Here is a 17,038-nt window from a genome sequence, read left to right as displayed (position 1 = left end):
CGGGGATGACAAGGCAACGCAGGGGATGGGCACCTCCAAGAAAGCCGAAAGGCCAGACTGAATACCGCCGCGATCAGCGTCTGCGCGACCAGGGATCAGCGCATGAGCTCTATGCTCAATCGACGCGCCAAGCGACGCTTTTGGAGCCCTCTTGCGTGCAGATTCAGGAAATTGCGGCCGTGACTGACCAACCCATAGACCTTGATGGCCGCAGAACCTCTGAGGGCAAGCTGCAAACTGAACTACGGCGCCGAGCCGGCTCTCGTGATGCAGCGCACCGTTGCGACGCGAGGGGGTCACGTTCTCGCACTTCGGCCGATTCCAGCGTAGCGTAGTAGTAAGCAGGTAGTTCGCATTTTAGGCTGGCGTGCCCCGCCATTCTTTTGCCGCTTGCACGTCTTTCTACGACCCCGTGCGACCTCGCCTGTCTTCGCGGCTTCGGCGTTCGTCGAACCTGGCCGTTCGATGGAAGAAGAAGCCCGCAAGATCCTTCGCGAAGTCGTCGGCAACGGCACGCCGCCACGCGACCTTGCCGCGGCCAGTCGCAAGCGTGTGGCCCCTCTGGGCGGTCCCGATCTCGCTATTCCGGAGCGTGAGCCGATGCGCAAGCCGATCCGGCTCGACTGGCCGCCTCATGATCCTGCTCGACACGAACAGTGTCTCGGAGCTGCTGCGGGCGGCACCGGAACCGGAGGCCGAAAGTGCGATGAGCGAGGCGGAGCTGCGTCTCGGGATCACCATCCTGCCCGCAGGACGCCGCCGCGACGCGCTCGCCAGCATGATGGATGAGATTTCTGCAGGAGGATTTCCGGGCGCGTATCCTGCCGTTCGACAGCGCCGCCACCGCCTATGCCGCCATCGCCGCCGAGCGGCGCACGGCCGATCAGCCAGTTCGACGCCCAGATCGCGGCGATCGCGCATGCCTATAACGCCGCCGTGGCCACACGGAACATCCGAGACTTCCAAGGGTACAGGATCGAGGTGATCGACCCGCGGCGTGACCGGTGAACGCGGCCGAGATCGGGGAGGCCATTTCGGCCCTGGCAGCCCCGCGATCCCGAGCGCCCTCTCAGCACCCTGGGCCGGGCAACTAGGCTGCCGGTCGGACACGCTCCTTGGGCTCGGAAGCGCCGTCACCGGCGAGAGACGGCGCCGGCGCGCGCCGCGCACCGCTTCGCGCGGGCGCGCTTCCGAGGCGCGGGCGCCAGACCCCGAGGACGACGTTGGCGACCGACAGCGCCATCATGACGACGAGCGTGGCCCACTCGTAGGCAACCGCGCGCTCTAGCACCTCGGCCGCGACCTCGCCCTCCACGATCCGTTCGGCGACGGACAAGGCGTAGTCGGCCTTGGCCCCGACGACCGTCAGAATGCCCTTGAACATCAGGATCCCGAGGGCCGCCTTCAGCCAGACCCAGCCCTTGTGCAGGTAGGGGTCGTGCACGACCATCGAGGCCAGGCCCGACAAGAGCGCGATGGCGAGGGAGGGCAGCAAGATGTAGTTGCTGATCGCCGCGATCGAAACGCGCAGGTCCAGGTAGGCCGCCGGCGTGTCTTGCGGGGCCGCGACGAGCAGGAGCATGTAGACGCTCAGTCCGCCGAGCAGCCCGGCCGCGGCGAGCGTATGGAGGATCTTCATCGCTTTGCGCATCCACAAGGCCTCCCTCGGATCGCGTGGCCGCGCCAGAGATACGCTGGACGGACCGCCGGCGCGGCGCGCGCTCACCCCTGCCCGCGCCCTCTCCCCGCACCTGACGGTCCTGGGCCCGGCGGGCGCCGACGCGGTAGTCTAACCGGCTCCTGGTCCGGGAAGCCAGCCGGTCGCGGCGCGAAGAGAGTGCGCGCGCCGCCGCCGCGCCTCAAAGGCCACCATCCAACCGATCTTTGTTGTGGCGCAGCGACAGCACGTCCCGACGGCTGTAATGGCCGGCGGGGTCGAGTTTGAGATGGGCCCCGATGACGTCGTCGAGCGAGATGTCCGCGTAAAGGATGATCTCTTCACCGGTGACCGGGCCAGCGATGACGGTTCCGTCCGGAGCGGCGATCATCGAGCCGCCGTCGTTGATCACGTCGCGGCCCTCGGTCAGATATCTTCGCAGCGGAAAGCGCTCGGGTATGTCGGACGCCCGCAAGAGGCCGGACACCGACACGACGTAGAGGCGGCCCTCCAGGGCAATGAAGCGGGTGATGTCCTGGGTCACGTCCAGATCGCCGGGCCAGGTCGCGATATGGATCTGCTCGCCCTGATCGTAGAGCGCCTGGCGCGCCAGGGGCTGCCAGTTCTCGTAGCAGTTCAGCCCCCCGACCCTGGTACCCTTCCAGTCATGGACTTGCAGCCCGTGGCCGTCCCCGTCGGCCCATAACAAGCGTTCGTGGAATGTCGGCTTGAGCTTGCGGTGAACCCCGACGACGCCCTTGTCGGGATCGATGGCCACCAAAGAGGCATAGACGGACCCCCGTGAGCCGGAGCGTTCGACGATGCCCACATAGAGAAAAACGCCCAAGCTGCCGGCTTCCTTGGCGATCGCACCGATCTCCGGGCCATCGACCGTAATCGCCGACTTCAGGTATTCGATCTGACCGATACGCAACAGCTCATCGTTCGAAGAAACCTCGGGTGCGCGCAGCCAGATGGGATAGCCGGACAGAAAAACCTCGGGGAAGGCAACCAGAGTCGCACCGTTCGAGGCGGACTCACGCAAAAGGCCAAGCAGTTTTTCCGTGCTTGCCTTCGGGTCGAGAAAAACCGGTGCGGCTTGGACGGCTGCGATTCTCAAGGCCGACTCTCCTGTCCTTGCGATAGCGCGTTCCGCTCCACGACTTTGCAGCTCCTCGCAAAAGGCGTTGCAGGGAAACGTCGTCTCGGCGGGGTCAATCGATCCCGAGCCGGACGATATCAGCCCGGATTTGCAGCGGCGCGATCGATCCCGTCATCCAGCACGCTCCAGGACTTCGCCGTATCGCACCAGATCTGGATTGTCGGCTCGACCCATGAACTGTCGTCCAGCGTTCCGGCCTTGACCGCGGCGAGGTTGTCGAATGCCGGCAACTCCGTGGTCAGAGGCGAGCCGCAGTTGCCGCAGAAATTTCGGGTGACCTTCTGGCCGGACGCGCCGGTCTTGATATATTGAGACCGGCTGTCGCCTTCGAAGGTGATCGATGCCGTCGGAACCAGCACATTGGTCAAAAATGCACTCCCGCTTTGCCTTTGGCAGTCGGCGCAGTGGCACACGGCGATCATCGCCGGCTCGTCCTGGCTCGATGCGTAACGGACCTGGCCGCACAGGCAGCCTCCCTGAATCTTCGGCATCGCTATCCTCCTCTGTGTTGGCCTGAATTCATTCCTTGTCGATCGGCTCTTTCGTTTGGCGCGGTTCTCCGGCCGCGACGCCGCGACCCGGTCGAACTAGCCGCGCAAGTGCTCCGCCGACTGATTGAACAGAACGGCGTTCTGCTCCGCGTTTGCCGAGCCTGAAAACTGTGCGTCTTTGTAGAGGTCGATCGCCTCACGTACCGCGGGTCGGGTCTTGATGCGCCGCCGCCACGCCGCAACGTTGGGAAAGGCATCGAGCGAGACGCCCAAGGGCTTGGCGATAAAGGCCCAGGGAAACGCCATCATGTCCGCGATGGAGTAGCTTTCGAAAATGTAGTCGCGTTCGGACAAACGCCCATCTAGCACGGCCAGGCTGCGCTCGAACTCCCCCTTGTAGCGTTTGTGGGAATAGTCCTGACCGGCCGGCGCGTAGTTGACGAAATGGCTCAACTGTCCGGCCATCGGCCCCTGGTTGGCCGCCTGCCAGAACAGCCATTCGTTGAACTCCTTGCGCGCGCGGGGGCCGGTCGGCCCGAACCGCCCTGTCTTTTCGGCGAGATAAAGAAGAATGGCCCCGCTTTCGAAGACGGAGAGCGCGCGGCCGTCCGCCTGATGATCCACGATGGCCGGGATCTTGGCGTTGGGGTTGATCGCCTTGAACTCGGCCGTCAGTTGGTCGCCTTCCGTCAGACGCACGAGGATCGTGCGATGCTCCAGGCCCGTCTCGGCCAGCATGATCGCGACCTTCCATCCGTTGGGCGTGGGCGCGTAGTAGAAATCGATCATGACGCGTTCGACAAAGCTGGCGGCGTGAGGGCGCCCAGAATGTCATCCGTATGCTCGCCCAATTCCGGCGCCGGCCTGAAGGTCTTTGCCGGGGTGCCGTGGAACAGAGCCGCCCCGCGCGCCTGGCGCAGACGACCAGCCGTGGGATGATCGTATTCGACGACGGTGCCGTTTGCGTCCAACTGCGGATGCATCCGCATTTCCTTGCGCGTCAGAATGGGCGCGCAAGGCACACCGGCCGCCTCAAGGTCCGAGAGCAGCCTGTCACGGTCGATATCCTTGACGATGGATTGCGTGAGCTCCAAGCGGGCGTCGCGATTGATCTCTCGCAGCTCGGCATCCTTGAACCGGGCGTCCACGAGAATATCGGGACGGCCCGTGGCCTTGGCCAAAGCCTCCCAATGCTTATCCTGCATGATTGAAATGGTGACGTAGCCACCCTGCACGTCATAGATCAGGTCGCTGAAGGACTGGCTCTCCTCCGTCTCCATCTCGTCCCCGACGAAGGTGTGGCCGTTCATGTCGGAGGCCCAGAGGAATGCGGCCACGGTGTCGAGCATCGAGAGCGTGACCCGCTGCCCCTTACCCGTCCGTTCGCGGGACAAGAGAGCGGCCGTAATGGCCTGGCTTGCTTGGACGGCGGTCAGTTTGTCGGGCAAGATCGTGCGCACAAGGCGAGGACGCTGCTCATCCGATCCGGCTTGTACGGTGGTCAGCGCCGACACCGCCTGAACAAGCGGATCGTACACCGGTTTGGACGCCAGCGGACCTTCGAACCCGAATCCCGCGATGGACATATGCACCAAGCCGGGATTCAGCGCACTGAGCGCGTCATACCCCAAGCCAAGACGCTCGGCGACACCGGGACGGAAGTTCTGGATGAAGACATCGGCAGTGGCCGCGAGCTGCTTGACGGCTTCCAAGTCATCCGGATTCTTGAGATCGACGACTATGGAACGTTTATTGCGGTTGTTGTTCAGATAAGAGGCCGAATGGCCGCCGCGGCGGGTAGCCAGTTGCCGGGTGAAATCGCCATCGGCGCGCTCGACCTTGACGACGTCGGCGCCCTGATCGGCAAGGATCATGGTCGCCATCGGGCCGGAGATGACCGTCGTCAGATCTATGATGCGGATACCCGCAAGCGGCCCGCTGAACTCTGAGGGGTCTTGGACAGACATGACCGATCTCCCGCATTTGCTGAGCCGCAAGGCTAAGGCAGCGGCCGGGGGCTGCGAACTGCAAAAAAGTCAGCAGGAGTTGAAGAAAATTCACTTTCCCTGGGTCATCAACCACGCGTGCAAGCGTTTGACGTCCGACGTCATAGGCTCGTCGCGGCGCACGATGTAGTAGGCTGTGTTGTCGATATCGGGCGTTTGAAACGGTTGCACCAGCGCGCCTGACGCCAGCAAGGAGTCGATCAAGGGTTTGCGCGCCAATGCAATGCCCAGACCGTCGCGGGCCGCCTGCACGGTCAGTTCGTAGGTCTCCAGACTGTACCTCCGGGATGCCTCGGGCGGAGTGATGCCGCGTGTGGCGCACCAGGTATCCCACTCGTCCTCGACTGTCGTGTTGACCAGCGCGCGGGTCTTCCGGAGCGCCGCGTCGAGGCTGTCGCAATCGAGTTTTTCGATCAGGCCAGGCGCGGCGACTGGAACGATGATCTCGCGCAGAAGCGGTTCGGCAATATAGCCGACCCAAGCCCCCGATCCTCGTCGGATGGCAAGGTCCACGTTCTCACTTGCGAGATCGACCACGCGAGTGGTCGTGATCAGGCTGATCTCCAAATCGGGATGCTGCCGCTCGAGCTCCAGCAAACGGTGCATCAGCCAATCGGCGGCAAAGGACGGAGTCAGGGTCACCGTCACGCGTTTGCGGCCGGTGGCCGAACGGACCAGTTCCGTCGCTCGCAGAATGTCGGACATCGGTCCCTTGATGCGGTCGAAAAACCGTGTTCCGTCGACTGTCAAATGCAACTTACCCCGGCGGTTTTCGATCAGCCGCGCGCCCAGTTCAGCCTCGAGCGCCTTCACCTGATGGCTGATCGCCGAGGCAGAAACGCCCAGCCGTGCGGCGGCTTTGACGGCACTCCCCGTGAGCGCCACCTCGTAGAACGACTTCAGCCCTCCGAACGGGGGAAAGTAGTCGCGCTCGACGGGCCCGCGCTCCGACGTCATGAGATCCGCTCAGCTTGGTTTGGGGCAGTTTAGCCAAAGCGCGGCCGCATTTAAAAAAAATCAACGCCACAGCCACAGGCCCGCCCACTCTGCCCGGGGTCCATGGAGCCGCTTGATCGCCCCCCGGAGTCTATGGCCGCGGACGGCCTTGCTCCGGCAACGCCTGGTTCCGTCGAACGCTTACCGTCCCTAGAACTCCACCACGGCACGGATGGATTTTCCTTCATGCATCAGATCGAAGCCGTGGTTGATTTCCTCCAGAGTCAGTTTGTGGGTGATCATGGGGTCGATCTCGATCTTGCCGTCCATGTACCAGTCGACGATCTTCGGCACATCGGTCCGGCCCTTGGCCCCACCGAACGCGGTCCCACGCCAGACACGGCCGGTGACCAGTTGGAACGGGCGGGTCGATATCTCGGCACCCGCAGGGGCGACGCCGATGATGATGGACTCGCCCCAGCCTTTGTGGGCGGCCTCCAGGGCAGTCCGCATGACGTTCACGTTGCCGGTGGCATCGAAGGTGTAGTCGGCGCCGCCTTTGGTCAGCTCGACCAGATGCGCGACCATGTCGCCCTCCACCTTGGTGGGGTTCACGAAGTCGGTCATCCCGAAGTGACGGCCCATGGTCACCTTGTCGTCGTTCAGGTCCACGCCGACCATCTGATCGGCGCCCGCAAGACGCAGGCCCTGGATGACGTTGAGGCCGATGCCGCCGAGGCCGAAGACGATGGCGCGGCTACCGATCTCGACCTTGGCCGTGTTGATCACGGCCCCGATACCGGTGGTCACGCCGCAGCCGATGTAGCAGACCTTGTCGAAGGGCGCGTCCTTGCGGATTTTCGCCAGGGCGATTTCGGGCACCACGGTGTGGTTGGCAAAGGTGGAGCAGCCCATGTAGTGGTGGATCGGCGTGCCATCGAGCATGGAGAAGCGGGTGGAGCCATCGGGTAACAAGCCTTGGCCCTGGGTCGTACGGACCTTCTGGCAAAGGTTGGTTTTGGGGTTGAGGCAGTAGTCGCATTCCCGGCATTCGGGCGTGTAGAGCGGGATCACGTGATCGCCAACCTCAAGTGACGTAACGCCCTCGCCCACCTCGATCACGACCCCGGCGCCCTCATGACCGAGGATCGCGGGAAAGATCCCCTCGGGGTCGTCGCCGGAGCGGGTGAAGTCGTCGGTGTGGCACAGGCCGGTGGCTTTAATTTCCACGAGAACCTCGCCTTTGCGAGGGCCGTCGAGGTTCACCTCCATGATTTCCAGAGGTTCGCCTGCGGCGACGGCGACGGCGGCACGGGTTTTCATCATGGCATCGATCTTTCTTACGTTCGCGCAATCGGCCATACCTGTTGCGATTTGAGGCAGCCGCCTGCGTCGGTCTGTCGGAAGACTAAAGCGCGATCGTCTCAGGCGGCAGCGCTTCGCTTCCGCCTGAGACGTGAATCGCCCTCTAACCTGATGGTGAGAGCAGGATCGCCCCGAGCGCGGAGAGACCGCGACGTACTTCGCTTGCCGCGCGTCTCTCGTGTGGAAAACGGGGCACCTGCGCAGAAGCCAGGAGCTTGGAAACCGCTCCGGCTCGATCGAGCGGTTTCTCTTGCCCCTGTCCGCTGGCCCTATCTTGGAGCGTCGTGCTGAAGAGGCTCAACTTGGGGCTTAAGACTCGACCTCGGCGATGTAGTCGTGTTTCTCGCCCAAGTGGACCAGCCCGGTATTGTGTCCGCCATGTGCTTCGGTGCCCTTCAGGACGGCCGTTCTGCGTGTGAAAGTGACCGTAGGCTCACCGTCGAGAACTTGGCGTATGGTTTGATACTGCCACTCGCTGACCTGCCTGCTGGCCGGACGTTCCGTCATTCGCAAAAGCCAGTCTCTCGTCTTCGGATGCTTGCTCCAAACGGTGTCGGAAATGATGCCACCCGCCTCATGAGAGACGAATTCGTGGAATGCCGCGAGATCGCCATAACTGATCTCATCACCGCAAAGGTAGTCGCTATCCTTGAGCCAATAACTTTCAATCAGATCCATCGACTCGTACAGAAGGTGCTTTCCCTTGCGGACTTCAGCGGTGAAGTCCTTGTCCGCGCCGTAGATCATCGGTGCGAAGATGGTCCAGTGGAACGCGCCGCCTCCGAGACGAAGCGTGTAGGTGTACCACTGCACGAACTGATTGATACGCGCGCATTCCTCCAGCGTGCGTCCGAACCAATGACCCGGGCAGTTGTATTTTTCATTCAGGTAACGGCCGATTGCGACGTTTTCCCAAACTCTCAAATCGCCATCGCAGAGGATCGGAACCTGTCCGGTGGGATTGTATTCCTCCCTGAACTCCGGACGCTCATTGATGTTCGTCGTGATGTCGACGACTTCCTCTTCGTAGGGAATGTCGTTCTCGATCAGGAATTGCAGTGCCGCGCGGCACGGTTGGGACGCTGGGTGGTGCAACAGGCGCACTTTTGAAGTCATGGACATTTCCTCCTCGTTTTTTGGCGGGACTTGATCCGAAACTCTTGTCGGTTTCGCTCTCCGCTCTTTGTGCAAAGGGTCAGAGCGTCTGCCCCCTTGCCATCACCGATGTACTCCAGTGCGGGGTTACGCTATTTCTGGCCAAAATTTTATGCAATAAAATACATTAAAGCCTATCAATGCATAGCAATGCATAGGATTGAGCGCCAAGCTTGCATCGCCAATTAGAGACCCTGTAGAAAGAGGCAGAAACGGCAGTCTCAGTGAAGGGAAGCGGCTCTTACGCGGCGGCGCCCGACGCGCATTTGCGGGCGTGACTCCATGACCGGGCCGGACTTCGGCAGTGCCTATCGAAACGACGAGGACGGGTTAGTGACGACATCGCCCGATCAGAATTCGGAGCTGCTGAACATCAAGGAAGCAGCCGCTGTCCTGAAGGTGAGCGAGGCGTCACTTCGGCGATGGACGAATTCAGGCCAACTGCCCTGCCTGCGGCTGGGCGCCAAGGGAGAACGACGCTTCCGGCACGAAGACCTCATGTCCTTTCTCGATCATCGAAAGACGGAGACGGCATCGCCGGAATCGGCAAGCCGACCGGCTGAAGTCTTGGTCGAAGGCATCGCCATCGAGTATGGCAATCACATCTGCACGCTCTATGAAAACGATCTGGGTCGCCTAAAGTGGTCGGTCCCCTTCCTGATCGACGGCCTCCGCAACGGCGATGGCTGCTTCCTGGTCGGCACGCCGGATACGCGCAAGGAAATCCTCGGTCATGTCCGCAAGGGATGGGACAGGGTCGATCAAGCTCTCGAACGTGGAGAGCTGATTGAGACCGACGGCCTCAACAACGGCGAAGAGATGTGCCGCTTCATCGAACGCAGCCTGTTTATGATGAAGCGGTCCGGACTGCGCGTGTTCCGATTGCTCGGCGACATGAGCTGGTGTCAGCATCTCGGAATGACGCATGACGAGCTGCTGGCCTATGAAATGCGCTATAACCACGAGATCGCGCCCCGCTACCCACTGGTCAGCGTTTGCCAATACGATGTCCGCGATTTCTCAGGCCCCGGCGTGCTGAGCGCGCTGAAATGCCATGACGATACCTTCAAGTATTCGCTTTCCCGCTTTTTGGCGTCCTAAGCCGACGGATGTTGAACGGACGTCCTGTCTGAGGGCGACCTTGCCGTTCGCGAGCTACGGGTTGCTGAGCTTGCCGAAGGCAATTCGGCATATTGACCTACCGAGCTTTTTGGCAGCAGGCAGATCCGCGATCAAGGCCGCAGCCAGCTCCAAGCGGCGGTGAGCTGATCCGTCACGTCGCCTTCGATGATCTGGTCGTGGGCCATGATGACTCGGTCGATGCGATGACTCATGATTCGGTCGAGCGAGTGCCCGAATGCGGTCCGGTCCTTGACGGCACGCTTCATCGTCCAGGACATGCCGAGGCGTCGATCGACACCGAGCAGCCGTGCCATGAGACGGAGCAGCAGCGGATTGTCGGCACCGAAATCGAACAGAAGATCCGTGACGATCAGACTCCCTGTCGCCCGGTGGATCCACACGGTTTCGTTGAGCACGGGCAATCCCTCGATAAAGACGCCCGGAAGCTCGTCGGCCCAGTCCTGCTCGGCAAGGATTCGGCAATTGCTCGGCGCCGAGATTTTCTCCGGCAATCCCGGCGCCAGATATCCTTCAGCGTCCGGGACCTCCGCGAGAAATTCGGCGAAAAACGAATGGTGCTGCAAGTTCGGGGCAACGACGTAGCCAATGGGTCCGATCCCGTCCAAGGCTTCGAGCAAATCAGGCGTTGGTTTCGGAGGGGAAGCTATCCAAAGCCTGCCGTCCGTCAGCTTGACGATCGTCGATCGGACCGGAATCGAAAGCGGTCCGATTCGCACCTTGTGGCGGAAGGACCAAATCGAACCGGCGACGACGGTCTCCAGATGGGTCAAGGCACAGTCTCCTCTCTGTGACCGATCTGCTCTCCGTGGCCGATAGCTGGACCGACGAGATGGAGCATCTAGCCGCGTCCGAACCGACCCCGACGACGGACCCGAGCACCGGTCCCGCGGTGTCGTCTTTGCGATCCCTACGCAGCACCATATAGCCCCTGATCGACGCCTTGCGCTAGGTCCGGCGAACCACTCTTTGGTGTAGACCAAGGCGCGTTTTGCGTCACAGACCCGCGTGCCGCGAAGCAGGGAACGGTTCACCGGAACGCCCGTCGCGTCCAAGGAAGATCCCGGGCCCGGTGGGCCGCCAACAGCAGTTAAACCTGGAGCCATGTCGGAGAGGTGCCGAAACAGTTGAACGGAGCATTCATCTCAATAGGACGAACCTCTTGGAGACCGACTCCTCGTCCGATCGGTATTCGATGAAGCCCAAGCTGCCATAAAAAGCTTGGCCGACCAGGTTCTCTTTCCGAATTTTCGCATCGATGGCCACGACCTTTGCTGCCGTTGCCGCAGCCAAAGTCGCCTCGAACAGTCGACGGCCGACCCCCTGCCCTTGCGCGCCTCGGGCAACGTAGGTGGATATGAACGCCCAGTCCGTTGGCAAGGGATTGGGGCCGATCCAATTCGGGTCGCTCCACTCAAGCGCCTGAAAGCCGGTGACTCCGTCGCCGGAGTCCGCCACCAAACAGCTGATGCCCAACGGCGGCTCTAGAAAATCTCGGATCATCCGGTCTTCTGTGAAAGGGCCGCGGAAAGCCGTCGTACCGCCTCTCTCGATAATGCGGTTCAGAAGGCCGCACATCTGGACGGCGTCGCTCCCGCGGGCGGGTCGGATGGTGACGGACATCCGCGCCAATGACCACACCGGCATTATTTCTTCAACTCTTACCGCGTCCCGACGAACTACTCTTTTGTGTAGGCCGAAAAGCTTTTTTGCGTCACAAGCCCGCGCGCCACGAGGGACGGAACGGTTCACAGGAACGCCCCCAAATGGCGCATCGGCAGCCCGGCTTTGTCTCCTTGCCAAGCCGATCTAAGGATTTATCCTATCCGCATGCCGAGCAACGAAGACAGGGCGGTTGCGAAACGGGGCGGCGGGCCCCGGACAGGAGTGACCGCATCCGCCGATACCTGGTCGTCCCCGCTGTACCTGCATGTGGGCATGCCGAAGACGGCGACCTCGACGCTGCAGCAGATCTACTTCGCCCGGCACCCCGAGATCGACTATCACGCCCTGGCGCGTAAGGGCGGACCCTATCCGAAGGGCGGTCCCTTCGATGCCTTTGTGCACTGGGTCCGAAACTCGCCCGACTTGGAAACCGAGCGCGAAGGCCATCGCGCATACCTGCGATCCGAGATCGACGCGGCGGGGAACGGCACCCACTGCCGCCTGATCTCGGAAGAGCGCTTCACCGGCCATTTCGGCGCCGGCCTCCAGGCCAAGGCGGCGCTTGCCCATGACCTTTTTCCCGAGGCCCGGATCCTGCTGACCATTCGCCATCCGGTCGGCCACCTGGTCTCCAACTATCTGCAACACCTGAAGTATCAGCGCGCGGGTCAGCCGCCCCTGCCCGCCTTCGACACCTGGGTCCGGCGGACGCTGGCACAGGCCGACGATCCGCTCAGCTATGCGCAAACGCTCCGGGTCAATGATCTCGTCCAGACTTATGAGCGGAAATTCGGTCCGGACAAGGTACTGGTGTTGGTCTACGAGGAATTCCGCGAGAGCCCCGAGCGTTTTCTCGCGCGCCTGTCGGACTGGCTGGGCGTCGAGGAAGCCACCTTCCTTCGGCTGCATCATAATCGTCACACCGTGCGCAACCCCGCGCCGACCCGGCCGGAGTTCGTCTTCTGGTATCTGCGGCAGCGCTGGGTCAACCGGGGACCAAGCCGAGTGGGCGCCGTGCTGACCAAGGCCTCGCAGCTCGGCCATCGGATCGACTGGCGGCCGGCGGTTCGGCCCTCCCCGGAGTCCCGCGCCCTGATCGAACGCTTCACGGCCCCTCAGTACCGAGCGCTGTCTCAGGAGCGCGGACTCGGCCTCGAAGACTACGGCTACCCCGGCTTCGCCCGCTGAACGATTCTAGTCTCCGACGCCCGACAGCCGTTGGGGCAACGCCGCGCTCCGCGGCTTCGTCCTCCGTCATGCGAAACGATCATTCGCCGTGCGCCCGAGTAGCCGCCTCGAGTTCTACGGCACCTCCGTCGCTTCCGTCGATAAAGCTGGCAACCGTGACGGGATCGGCGAGGTCGGGAAAATGATAAACGGCATTCACACTAAAGGGGCCGCCGCCGGTATGACCGATGGCTTTGCCGACTCCCTCCATCTCACCCGTCATCATCCCCAAGCCATACCCGCAGTCCGTCCAGGGGCGCCCGGGAATGGCACCGCCAAGGGCCCGTCTCGAGAGCATCTGGCCGAGGGTGTCAGGCCGCAGCAAGGCACCGTCGAAGAGCGCCTGCAACAGGCGGGCTGCGTCCGCGGCCGTCCCAATCAGGCAACCGTGATAGACCCAATTGGGATCGTAGTCCGCTGCCGCCTCCCAGTACAGCCGCGCGAAGTCCGGCCGTCCGGTCGCCAGCTCGACGCTATCCAGCCCCAAGGGCTGACAAATCAAATCGGAAATCACAGTGCCGAGTGGCTTTGACGTTACCTCTTCGACCAGTTCGCGGACAAGCATGTAGCCGACATTCGAATAGGACCAGCCATCCCCCGGCGCGAACAGCAGGCCCTTGGCGAGCACAATATCGAGCAGTTTTTTACGCGACCAAGGTGGCTGTCGGTCGGCGACGGCGCGATGATAATCTTCAAGCTGCCCATAGTCCGGGAGGCCGGACGTGTGGGCGAGAAGCTGTCGAAGGCTATAGGCTTGCCCGTCGAGCGGCGCGTCCAGGTCGAGCGCTCCGGCCTCGACCAGCTTCAGCGTCGCTATGGCGATCGCCGTCTTGGTGAAGCTCCAATAGGGAAAGCAGGCGTCCGAGACCCCGGCGTACCCGTCGCGGCCAGACGATGTGACCCAGTGAGAGTGTACTTCGAACTCGGGCATTCCATGAGGATCAGTCTCGGCGCTTGCCCTGTCAAATCCAGCAGACCTCCGAATCGGCCACGCGGACCCGCCTGCCGGAGGGTTGGCGCGACAAGGAGCGAAAAGATCACCTGGATGACTCCAGGTTCATCACGCCGCCTCGTCCCGGATCGCAGCGGCAAGCCGTTCGGCGAGCGTAAGTGTTGCCGTTTCCGCCGCTGTCACGGAGCGGCGATAGCGCTCGTCCTTGAACTCCTGATACTCAATGGAGACGGTATGGATATCGTCGCGCGCGACACCGAAGTAGTGCGCGCAGGCGGCAAGCGCCGGGTCGAGCGCGTTTAGATGCGCCCGTGGACCGCCAGCCTCGAAACCGAACTCCCCACGTGCCGAGAGCACGACAAGACTCTTGCCCGACAGGATGGGTTCGATCGGGAGGTCACCTCGGTCCAAGTCGAACGAAAAGGTCCGGCCGATGCGCGCGACCTGATCGATCCAGCCCTTCAAGGCCGTCGGTAAACCGTAGTTGTACATCGGCACGCCCATCACGATGACGTTCGACGCAATGACCTCGTCCACCAGTGCATCGGAGAGCGCGAGTCCCTCGATCATCTCCGGCGTCCGTTCGTTCGGCTGCGTGAAGGCACCGGCGATCCAATCGTGATCGATCGCCGGGATCGGCGAGCGGCCCACGTCCCGGCGGATGACCTTGTCCTGTGAGCGAAAGCGCGTCCACTGCTCAACGAACGACCGGGTCAGCCGCCGTGTATGAGAGCGCTCGTGGAGTTGCGCGCTGGCGTCGATGTGAAGAAGGGTTCGGGACGTCGTCATCGCTTTGGCCTCCAACTTCAAAAGTAATTCGATGCCTTTGAGATACCGAGGTCGAGGTCCAGGAACAAAGGTAACTTCCTCACCAGGAAGATGATCTGAATTCATCTAGCGCCTGAAAGCGATCGCAAACGAAAGGTTCGATCCGGCCACCCGGCAGCGTCCCCCCAACAGCCCAGCTTTCCGGCAATCGTCCTTGCACTCCAAGCGGTTCGACCATTCGAGGCGCTTTCGTTGTCGCGATGCCGATCCGCCTGCCGCACCAACTCGGGCAGGTCGTCCCAAGCCTGGCCATGAGGACCGGCATCCATCCCAACGACAAAAGCGATGAACGCGCTTGTACGATGAGTTCAGTTCATCTAGCTAAGAACCATGCGCAAGCTTCCGCCCCTGAACGCACTGCGCGCCTTCGAAGCTGCCTCCCGCCACATGAGCTTCGCCAGGGCGGCGGAAGAACTGGCCGTTACACCGACGGCCATCAGCCATCAGATCCGGCTCCTGGAAGAGATCACCGGGCAGGCCTTGTTCCGCCGTCGGCCTCGCCCGATCACACTGACGGATGCCGGTGAGCGTTTGTTTCCGGTCCTACGCGACGGCCTGGACCGCTTCGCGGCCACGTTGGCAGGGCTGCGCGCCGACGCAGATCACAGTCCGCTAGTCGTCTCTACGACGACAGCCTTCGCAAGCCGCTGGCTGGTGCCGCGCCTGGCGCGGCTGAAAAGCGACTTGGACCTGACCTTGGAGATCGACGCCTCGGAAACACCTGCCAACCTCAGGTCCGGGACAGCGGACTTCGCGATCCGCTACAGGCGCACGGCCATCGCGGATCTCGAGTGCCATGAGATGGCGCGCGACCGCTTTGTTCCCGTCATGAGCCCGGCCCTTCTGGACGCTGGACCGCCGGTGGCGGGCCCGGTCGACCTCGCGACCTACCCACTCATCCACTTCCGTTGGAAAAGGCCGGATCTCGATCCCCCGACGTGGGAGCGCTTCGTGACGGAAGCCCGTAGATTCGATCCGGCGGCGGCGGAGATCGACGTCACGACAGGCCTGCGCTTCAGCGAGGAGCCGCACGCCATCGAAGCCGCCCTGGCCGGTCAGGGCGTTGCTCTGGTCAGTGACGTTCTGGTGCAACGCGAATTGGCCCAGGGTTCGCTCGTTCGACCGCTCGACTTTTCAATCGATGGACTGGTCTTCTACGTAGCCTACCTGGCCGATGCACCGCGTCGCGGCGCCATCGAGAGCTTCCTGCTCTGGGCAAGGGACGAGGTGGCCGAGGCCGCCGACCGAACCAGCCTGCAGGACACGGCCACCGCTGCGTGCCAGTAACCCTTCGCACGAGCTGCAGTGAGCATTTTCCGTGACGTCGTCATGCCAAGTCTCCGATGTCGTTGGGCCGGGTTCAGGCCGTTACAAGATGAGACTTAGGCGATTGCAGTGGGTCCGAAAAACTCGAAGAATTCAATGGGTAGATGAGTTCTCTTCAGCATCGGGATCGCCAGCGATTTGCGGCGCGTCGATCGGAGACGAGAGGATCCGACGTGAGTATCACGAACGGCCAACGGCTGGTCACATACCCCGAGGTCGTCGTGTTGTGACAGGTATCTGCTTCGCCCTTGTCCACACATCGCGCCAAACTGCGAGAGCTTCCGATATCGATAGAGCGATCGTCTAATGCTCTCGACCTAAGAGCCCTTTCAGCCGCCTGCTCCTAAGAAAGACTCGACGGCCCTGCTGACAAAGGCAGGAGCGTCGCGATTCGCGATGTGGCCCGCGCCAGGGATCGTGACGAAGCGACAACCGTCTATCCGGTCTGCCATCTGACGCGCGCGTTCGTGAGTCGCGGGGTTCTTCTCGGCGACCATGATCAAAGTCGGCATCGACAGCTGCTTCAGGTAGGGTCGCCCATCGTAGGCCAGCGCCGCCTTCAGCACGGCGACGATATTCTTCCGCGTCATGCGGCGAAGGGCGCTTCTCAGATAGCGCTCCGCAGACTCGGTTTCGGCACCCATCCAGCGCGCCGGAAGTGACGCGAGCATGCGCGGGCTCACAAGCCCGAGCAGCGACAGCATCCGCCCCGCCACGCAGTTCGCAAGGCGACTGTCCGCGACCTTAGGGACGGACTCGATCATCACCAGATGCGTCACCTCGTTCGGCCAGTGGCCGGCCAGATCAAGCGCCACCATGCCACCGAGCGACAGGCCGACAAGGGCGTAGCGTTCGACTCCCAGTTCGCTCAGCCTTGCCCGAACATATCCTGCCATGGCCGGAACATCCTCAACGACAGGCACGTTTCCATGCCCCGGCAGATTTGGGACAATAACCTGATAGGTGAGGGAGAGGTCCGCGAGCTGCGGCGCCCATAGCCGATTGTCCACGCCGGCTCCGTGCAGAAGAACCAGGATGGAGCCCCGGCCCTGCACGATCATGTCCGCCCTATCCGTCATCGATCGACACCCGTTTGTAGAGTTCGAGACCCTTGCCTGCGGGGGCAGA

17 protein-coding genes are annotated in these 17,038 nt (G+C 62.4%); 4 read left to right on the top strand and 13 right to left on the bottom strand.

The features are described from left to right. Window positions 1-849 precede the first annotated feature (849 nt). Window positions 850-1,008: a PIN domain-containing protein gene (locus tag DBZ32_RS22365; protein WP_235829978.1), complete on the top strand. Its 159-nt coding sequence runs from the start codon at window positions 850-852 to the stop codon at window positions 1,006-1,008. An 82-nt stretch (window positions 1,009-1,090) separates the two neighbouring features. Here the strand turns inward: DBZ32_RS22365 and DBZ32_RS02650 are convergent, their stop codons facing one another. The 8 genes from DBZ32_RS02650 to DBZ32_RS02615 all read right to left on the bottom strand — a co-directional run bounded on the left by DBZ32_RS02650 (window position 1,091) and on the right by DBZ32_RS02615 (window position 8,733). Beyond that, complete coding sequence (locus tag DBZ32_RS02650) at window positions 1,091-1,651, bottom strand: DUF2269 family protein (protein WP_119165568.1); 561 nt, start codon at window positions 1,649-1,651, stop codon at window positions 1,091-1,093. 208 nt (window positions 1,652-1,859) lie between these two features. Further along, complete coding sequence (locus DBZ32_RS02645; protein ID WP_208539080.1) at window positions 1,860-2,777, bottom strand: carbon-nitrogen hydrolase family protein; 918 nt, start codon at window positions 2,775-2,777, stop codon at window positions 1,860-1,862. Window positions 2,778-2,896: 119 nt separating this feature from the next. Next, entirely contained in the window at window positions 2,897-3,310 is a 414-nt protein-coding gene (locus DBZ32_RS02640) for a GFA family protein (protein ID WP_119165567.1), read from the bottom strand. Window positions 3,311-3,406: 96 nt separating this feature from the next. Further along, complete coding sequence (locus tag DBZ32_RS02635; protein ID WP_119165566.1) at window positions 3,407-4,099, bottom strand: glutathione S-transferase family protein; 693 nt, start codon at window positions 4,097-4,099, stop codon at window positions 3,407-3,409. Next, on the bottom strand, window positions 4,096-5,277 hold the full coding sequence (locus tag DBZ32_RS02630; protein WP_119165565.1) for a CaiB/BaiF CoA transferase family protein: 1,182 nt from the start codon (window positions 5,275-5,277) through the stop codon (window positions 4,096-4,098). The genes DBZ32_RS02635 and DBZ32_RS02630 overlap by 4 nt, the downstream gene beginning before the upstream one ends. Before the next feature lie 90 nt (window positions 5,278-5,367). Next, the gene (locus tag DBZ32_RS02625) at window positions 5,368-6,273 is read right to left on the bottom strand and encodes a LysR substrate-binding domain-containing protein (RefSeq protein WP_119165564.1); all 906 of its coding nucleotides are present in this window, start codon (window positions 6,271-6,273) and stop codon (window positions 5,368-5,370) included. Window positions 6,274-6,462: 189 nt separating this feature from the next. After that, window positions 6,463-7,575, bottom strand: coding sequence for an S-(hydroxymethyl)glutathione dehydrogenase/class III alcohol dehydrogenase (locus DBZ32_RS02620; RefSeq protein WP_119166317.1), 1,113 nt, complete (start codon window positions 7,573-7,575; stop codon window positions 6,463-6,465). Between the two features lie 351 nt (window positions 7,576-7,926). Continuing rightward, window positions 7,927-8,733: a glutathione S-transferase N-terminal domain-containing protein gene (locus tag DBZ32_RS02615; RefSeq protein ID WP_208539079.1), complete on the bottom strand. Its 807-nt coding sequence runs from the start codon at window positions 8,731-8,733 to the stop codon at window positions 7,927-7,929. Between the two features lie 321 nt (window positions 8,734-9,054). Between DBZ32_RS02615 and DBZ32_RS02610 the strand changes: the two genes are divergently transcribed. Beyond that, window positions 9,055-9,873 (top strand): MEDS domain-containing protein, encoded by an 819-nt coding sequence (locus DBZ32_RS02610; protein WP_119165562.1) that lies wholly within the window; start codon window positions 9,055-9,057, stop codon window positions 9,871-9,873. A 131-nt stretch (window positions 9,874-10,004) separates the two neighbouring features. Here DBZ32_RS02610 and DBZ32_RS02605 read toward each other — a convergent pair whose 3' ends face one another. Both DBZ32_RS02605 and DBZ32_RS02600 read right to left on the bottom strand, forming a co-directional pair. Beyond that, a complete protein-coding gene (locus DBZ32_RS02605) occupies window positions 10,005-10,685 on the bottom strand; it encodes a DUF4336 domain-containing protein (RefSeq protein WP_162906527.1) in 681 nt (226 codons plus the stop codon). A gap of 367 nt (window positions 10,686-11,052) precedes the next feature. Beyond that, window positions 11,053-11,490, bottom strand: a complete 438-nt coding sequence (locus DBZ32_RS02600) for a GNAT family N-acetyltransferase (RefSeq protein WP_162906526.1) — start codon at window positions 11,488-11,490, stop codon at window positions 11,053-11,055. A gap of 252 nt (window positions 11,491-11,742) precedes the next feature. Here DBZ32_RS02600 and DBZ32_RS02595 point away from each other — a divergent pair, with 252 nt between their 5' ends. Continuing rightward, window positions 11,743-12,765, top strand: coding sequence for a sulfotransferase (locus DBZ32_RS02595; RefSeq protein ID WP_119165559.1), 1,023 nt, complete (start codon window positions 11,743-11,745; stop codon window positions 12,763-12,765). A 79-nt stretch (window positions 12,766-12,844) separates the two neighbouring features. Here DBZ32_RS02595 and DBZ32_RS02590 read toward each other — a convergent pair whose 3' ends face one another. Next, window positions 12,845-13,735 carry a serine hydrolase domain-containing protein gene (locus DBZ32_RS02590; protein ID WP_119165558.1) on the bottom strand — a complete coding sequence of 297 codons (891 nt, stop codon included), beginning with the start codon at window positions 13,733-13,735 and terminating at the stop codon, window positions 12,845-12,847. 129 nt (window positions 13,736-13,864) lie between these two features. Further along, window positions 13,865-14,545, bottom strand: a complete 681-nt coding sequence (locus DBZ32_RS02585; protein ID WP_119166316.1) for an FMN-dependent NADH-azoreductase — start codon at window positions 14,543-14,545, stop codon at window positions 13,865-13,867. 369 nt (window positions 14,546-14,914) lie between these two features. Here DBZ32_RS02585 and DBZ32_RS02580 point away from each other — a divergent pair, with 369 nt between their 5' ends. Continuing rightward, complete coding sequence (locus DBZ32_RS02580; protein WP_119165557.1) at window positions 14,915-15,871, top strand: LysR substrate-binding domain-containing protein; 957 nt, start codon at window positions 14,915-14,917, stop codon at window positions 15,869-15,871. A gap of 368 nt (window positions 15,872-16,239) precedes the next feature. Here the strand turns inward: DBZ32_RS02580 and DBZ32_RS02575 are convergent, their stop codons facing one another. Continuing rightward, window positions 16,240-16,989, bottom strand: coding sequence for an alpha/beta fold hydrolase (locus DBZ32_RS02575; protein WP_119165556.1), 750 nt, complete (start codon window positions 16,987-16,989; stop codon window positions 16,240-16,242). Window positions 16,990-17,038: the final 49 nt, after the last annotated feature.

Source organism: Algihabitans albus (assembly GCF_003572205.1).
Taxonomy (GTDB): Bacteria; Pseudomonadota; Alphaproteobacteria; order Kiloniellales; family DSM-21159; genus Algihabitans; species Algihabitans albus.
The sequence above is the reverse complement of the archived record's forward strand: the minus strand, read 5'-3'. Positions and strand labels throughout refer to the sequence as shown.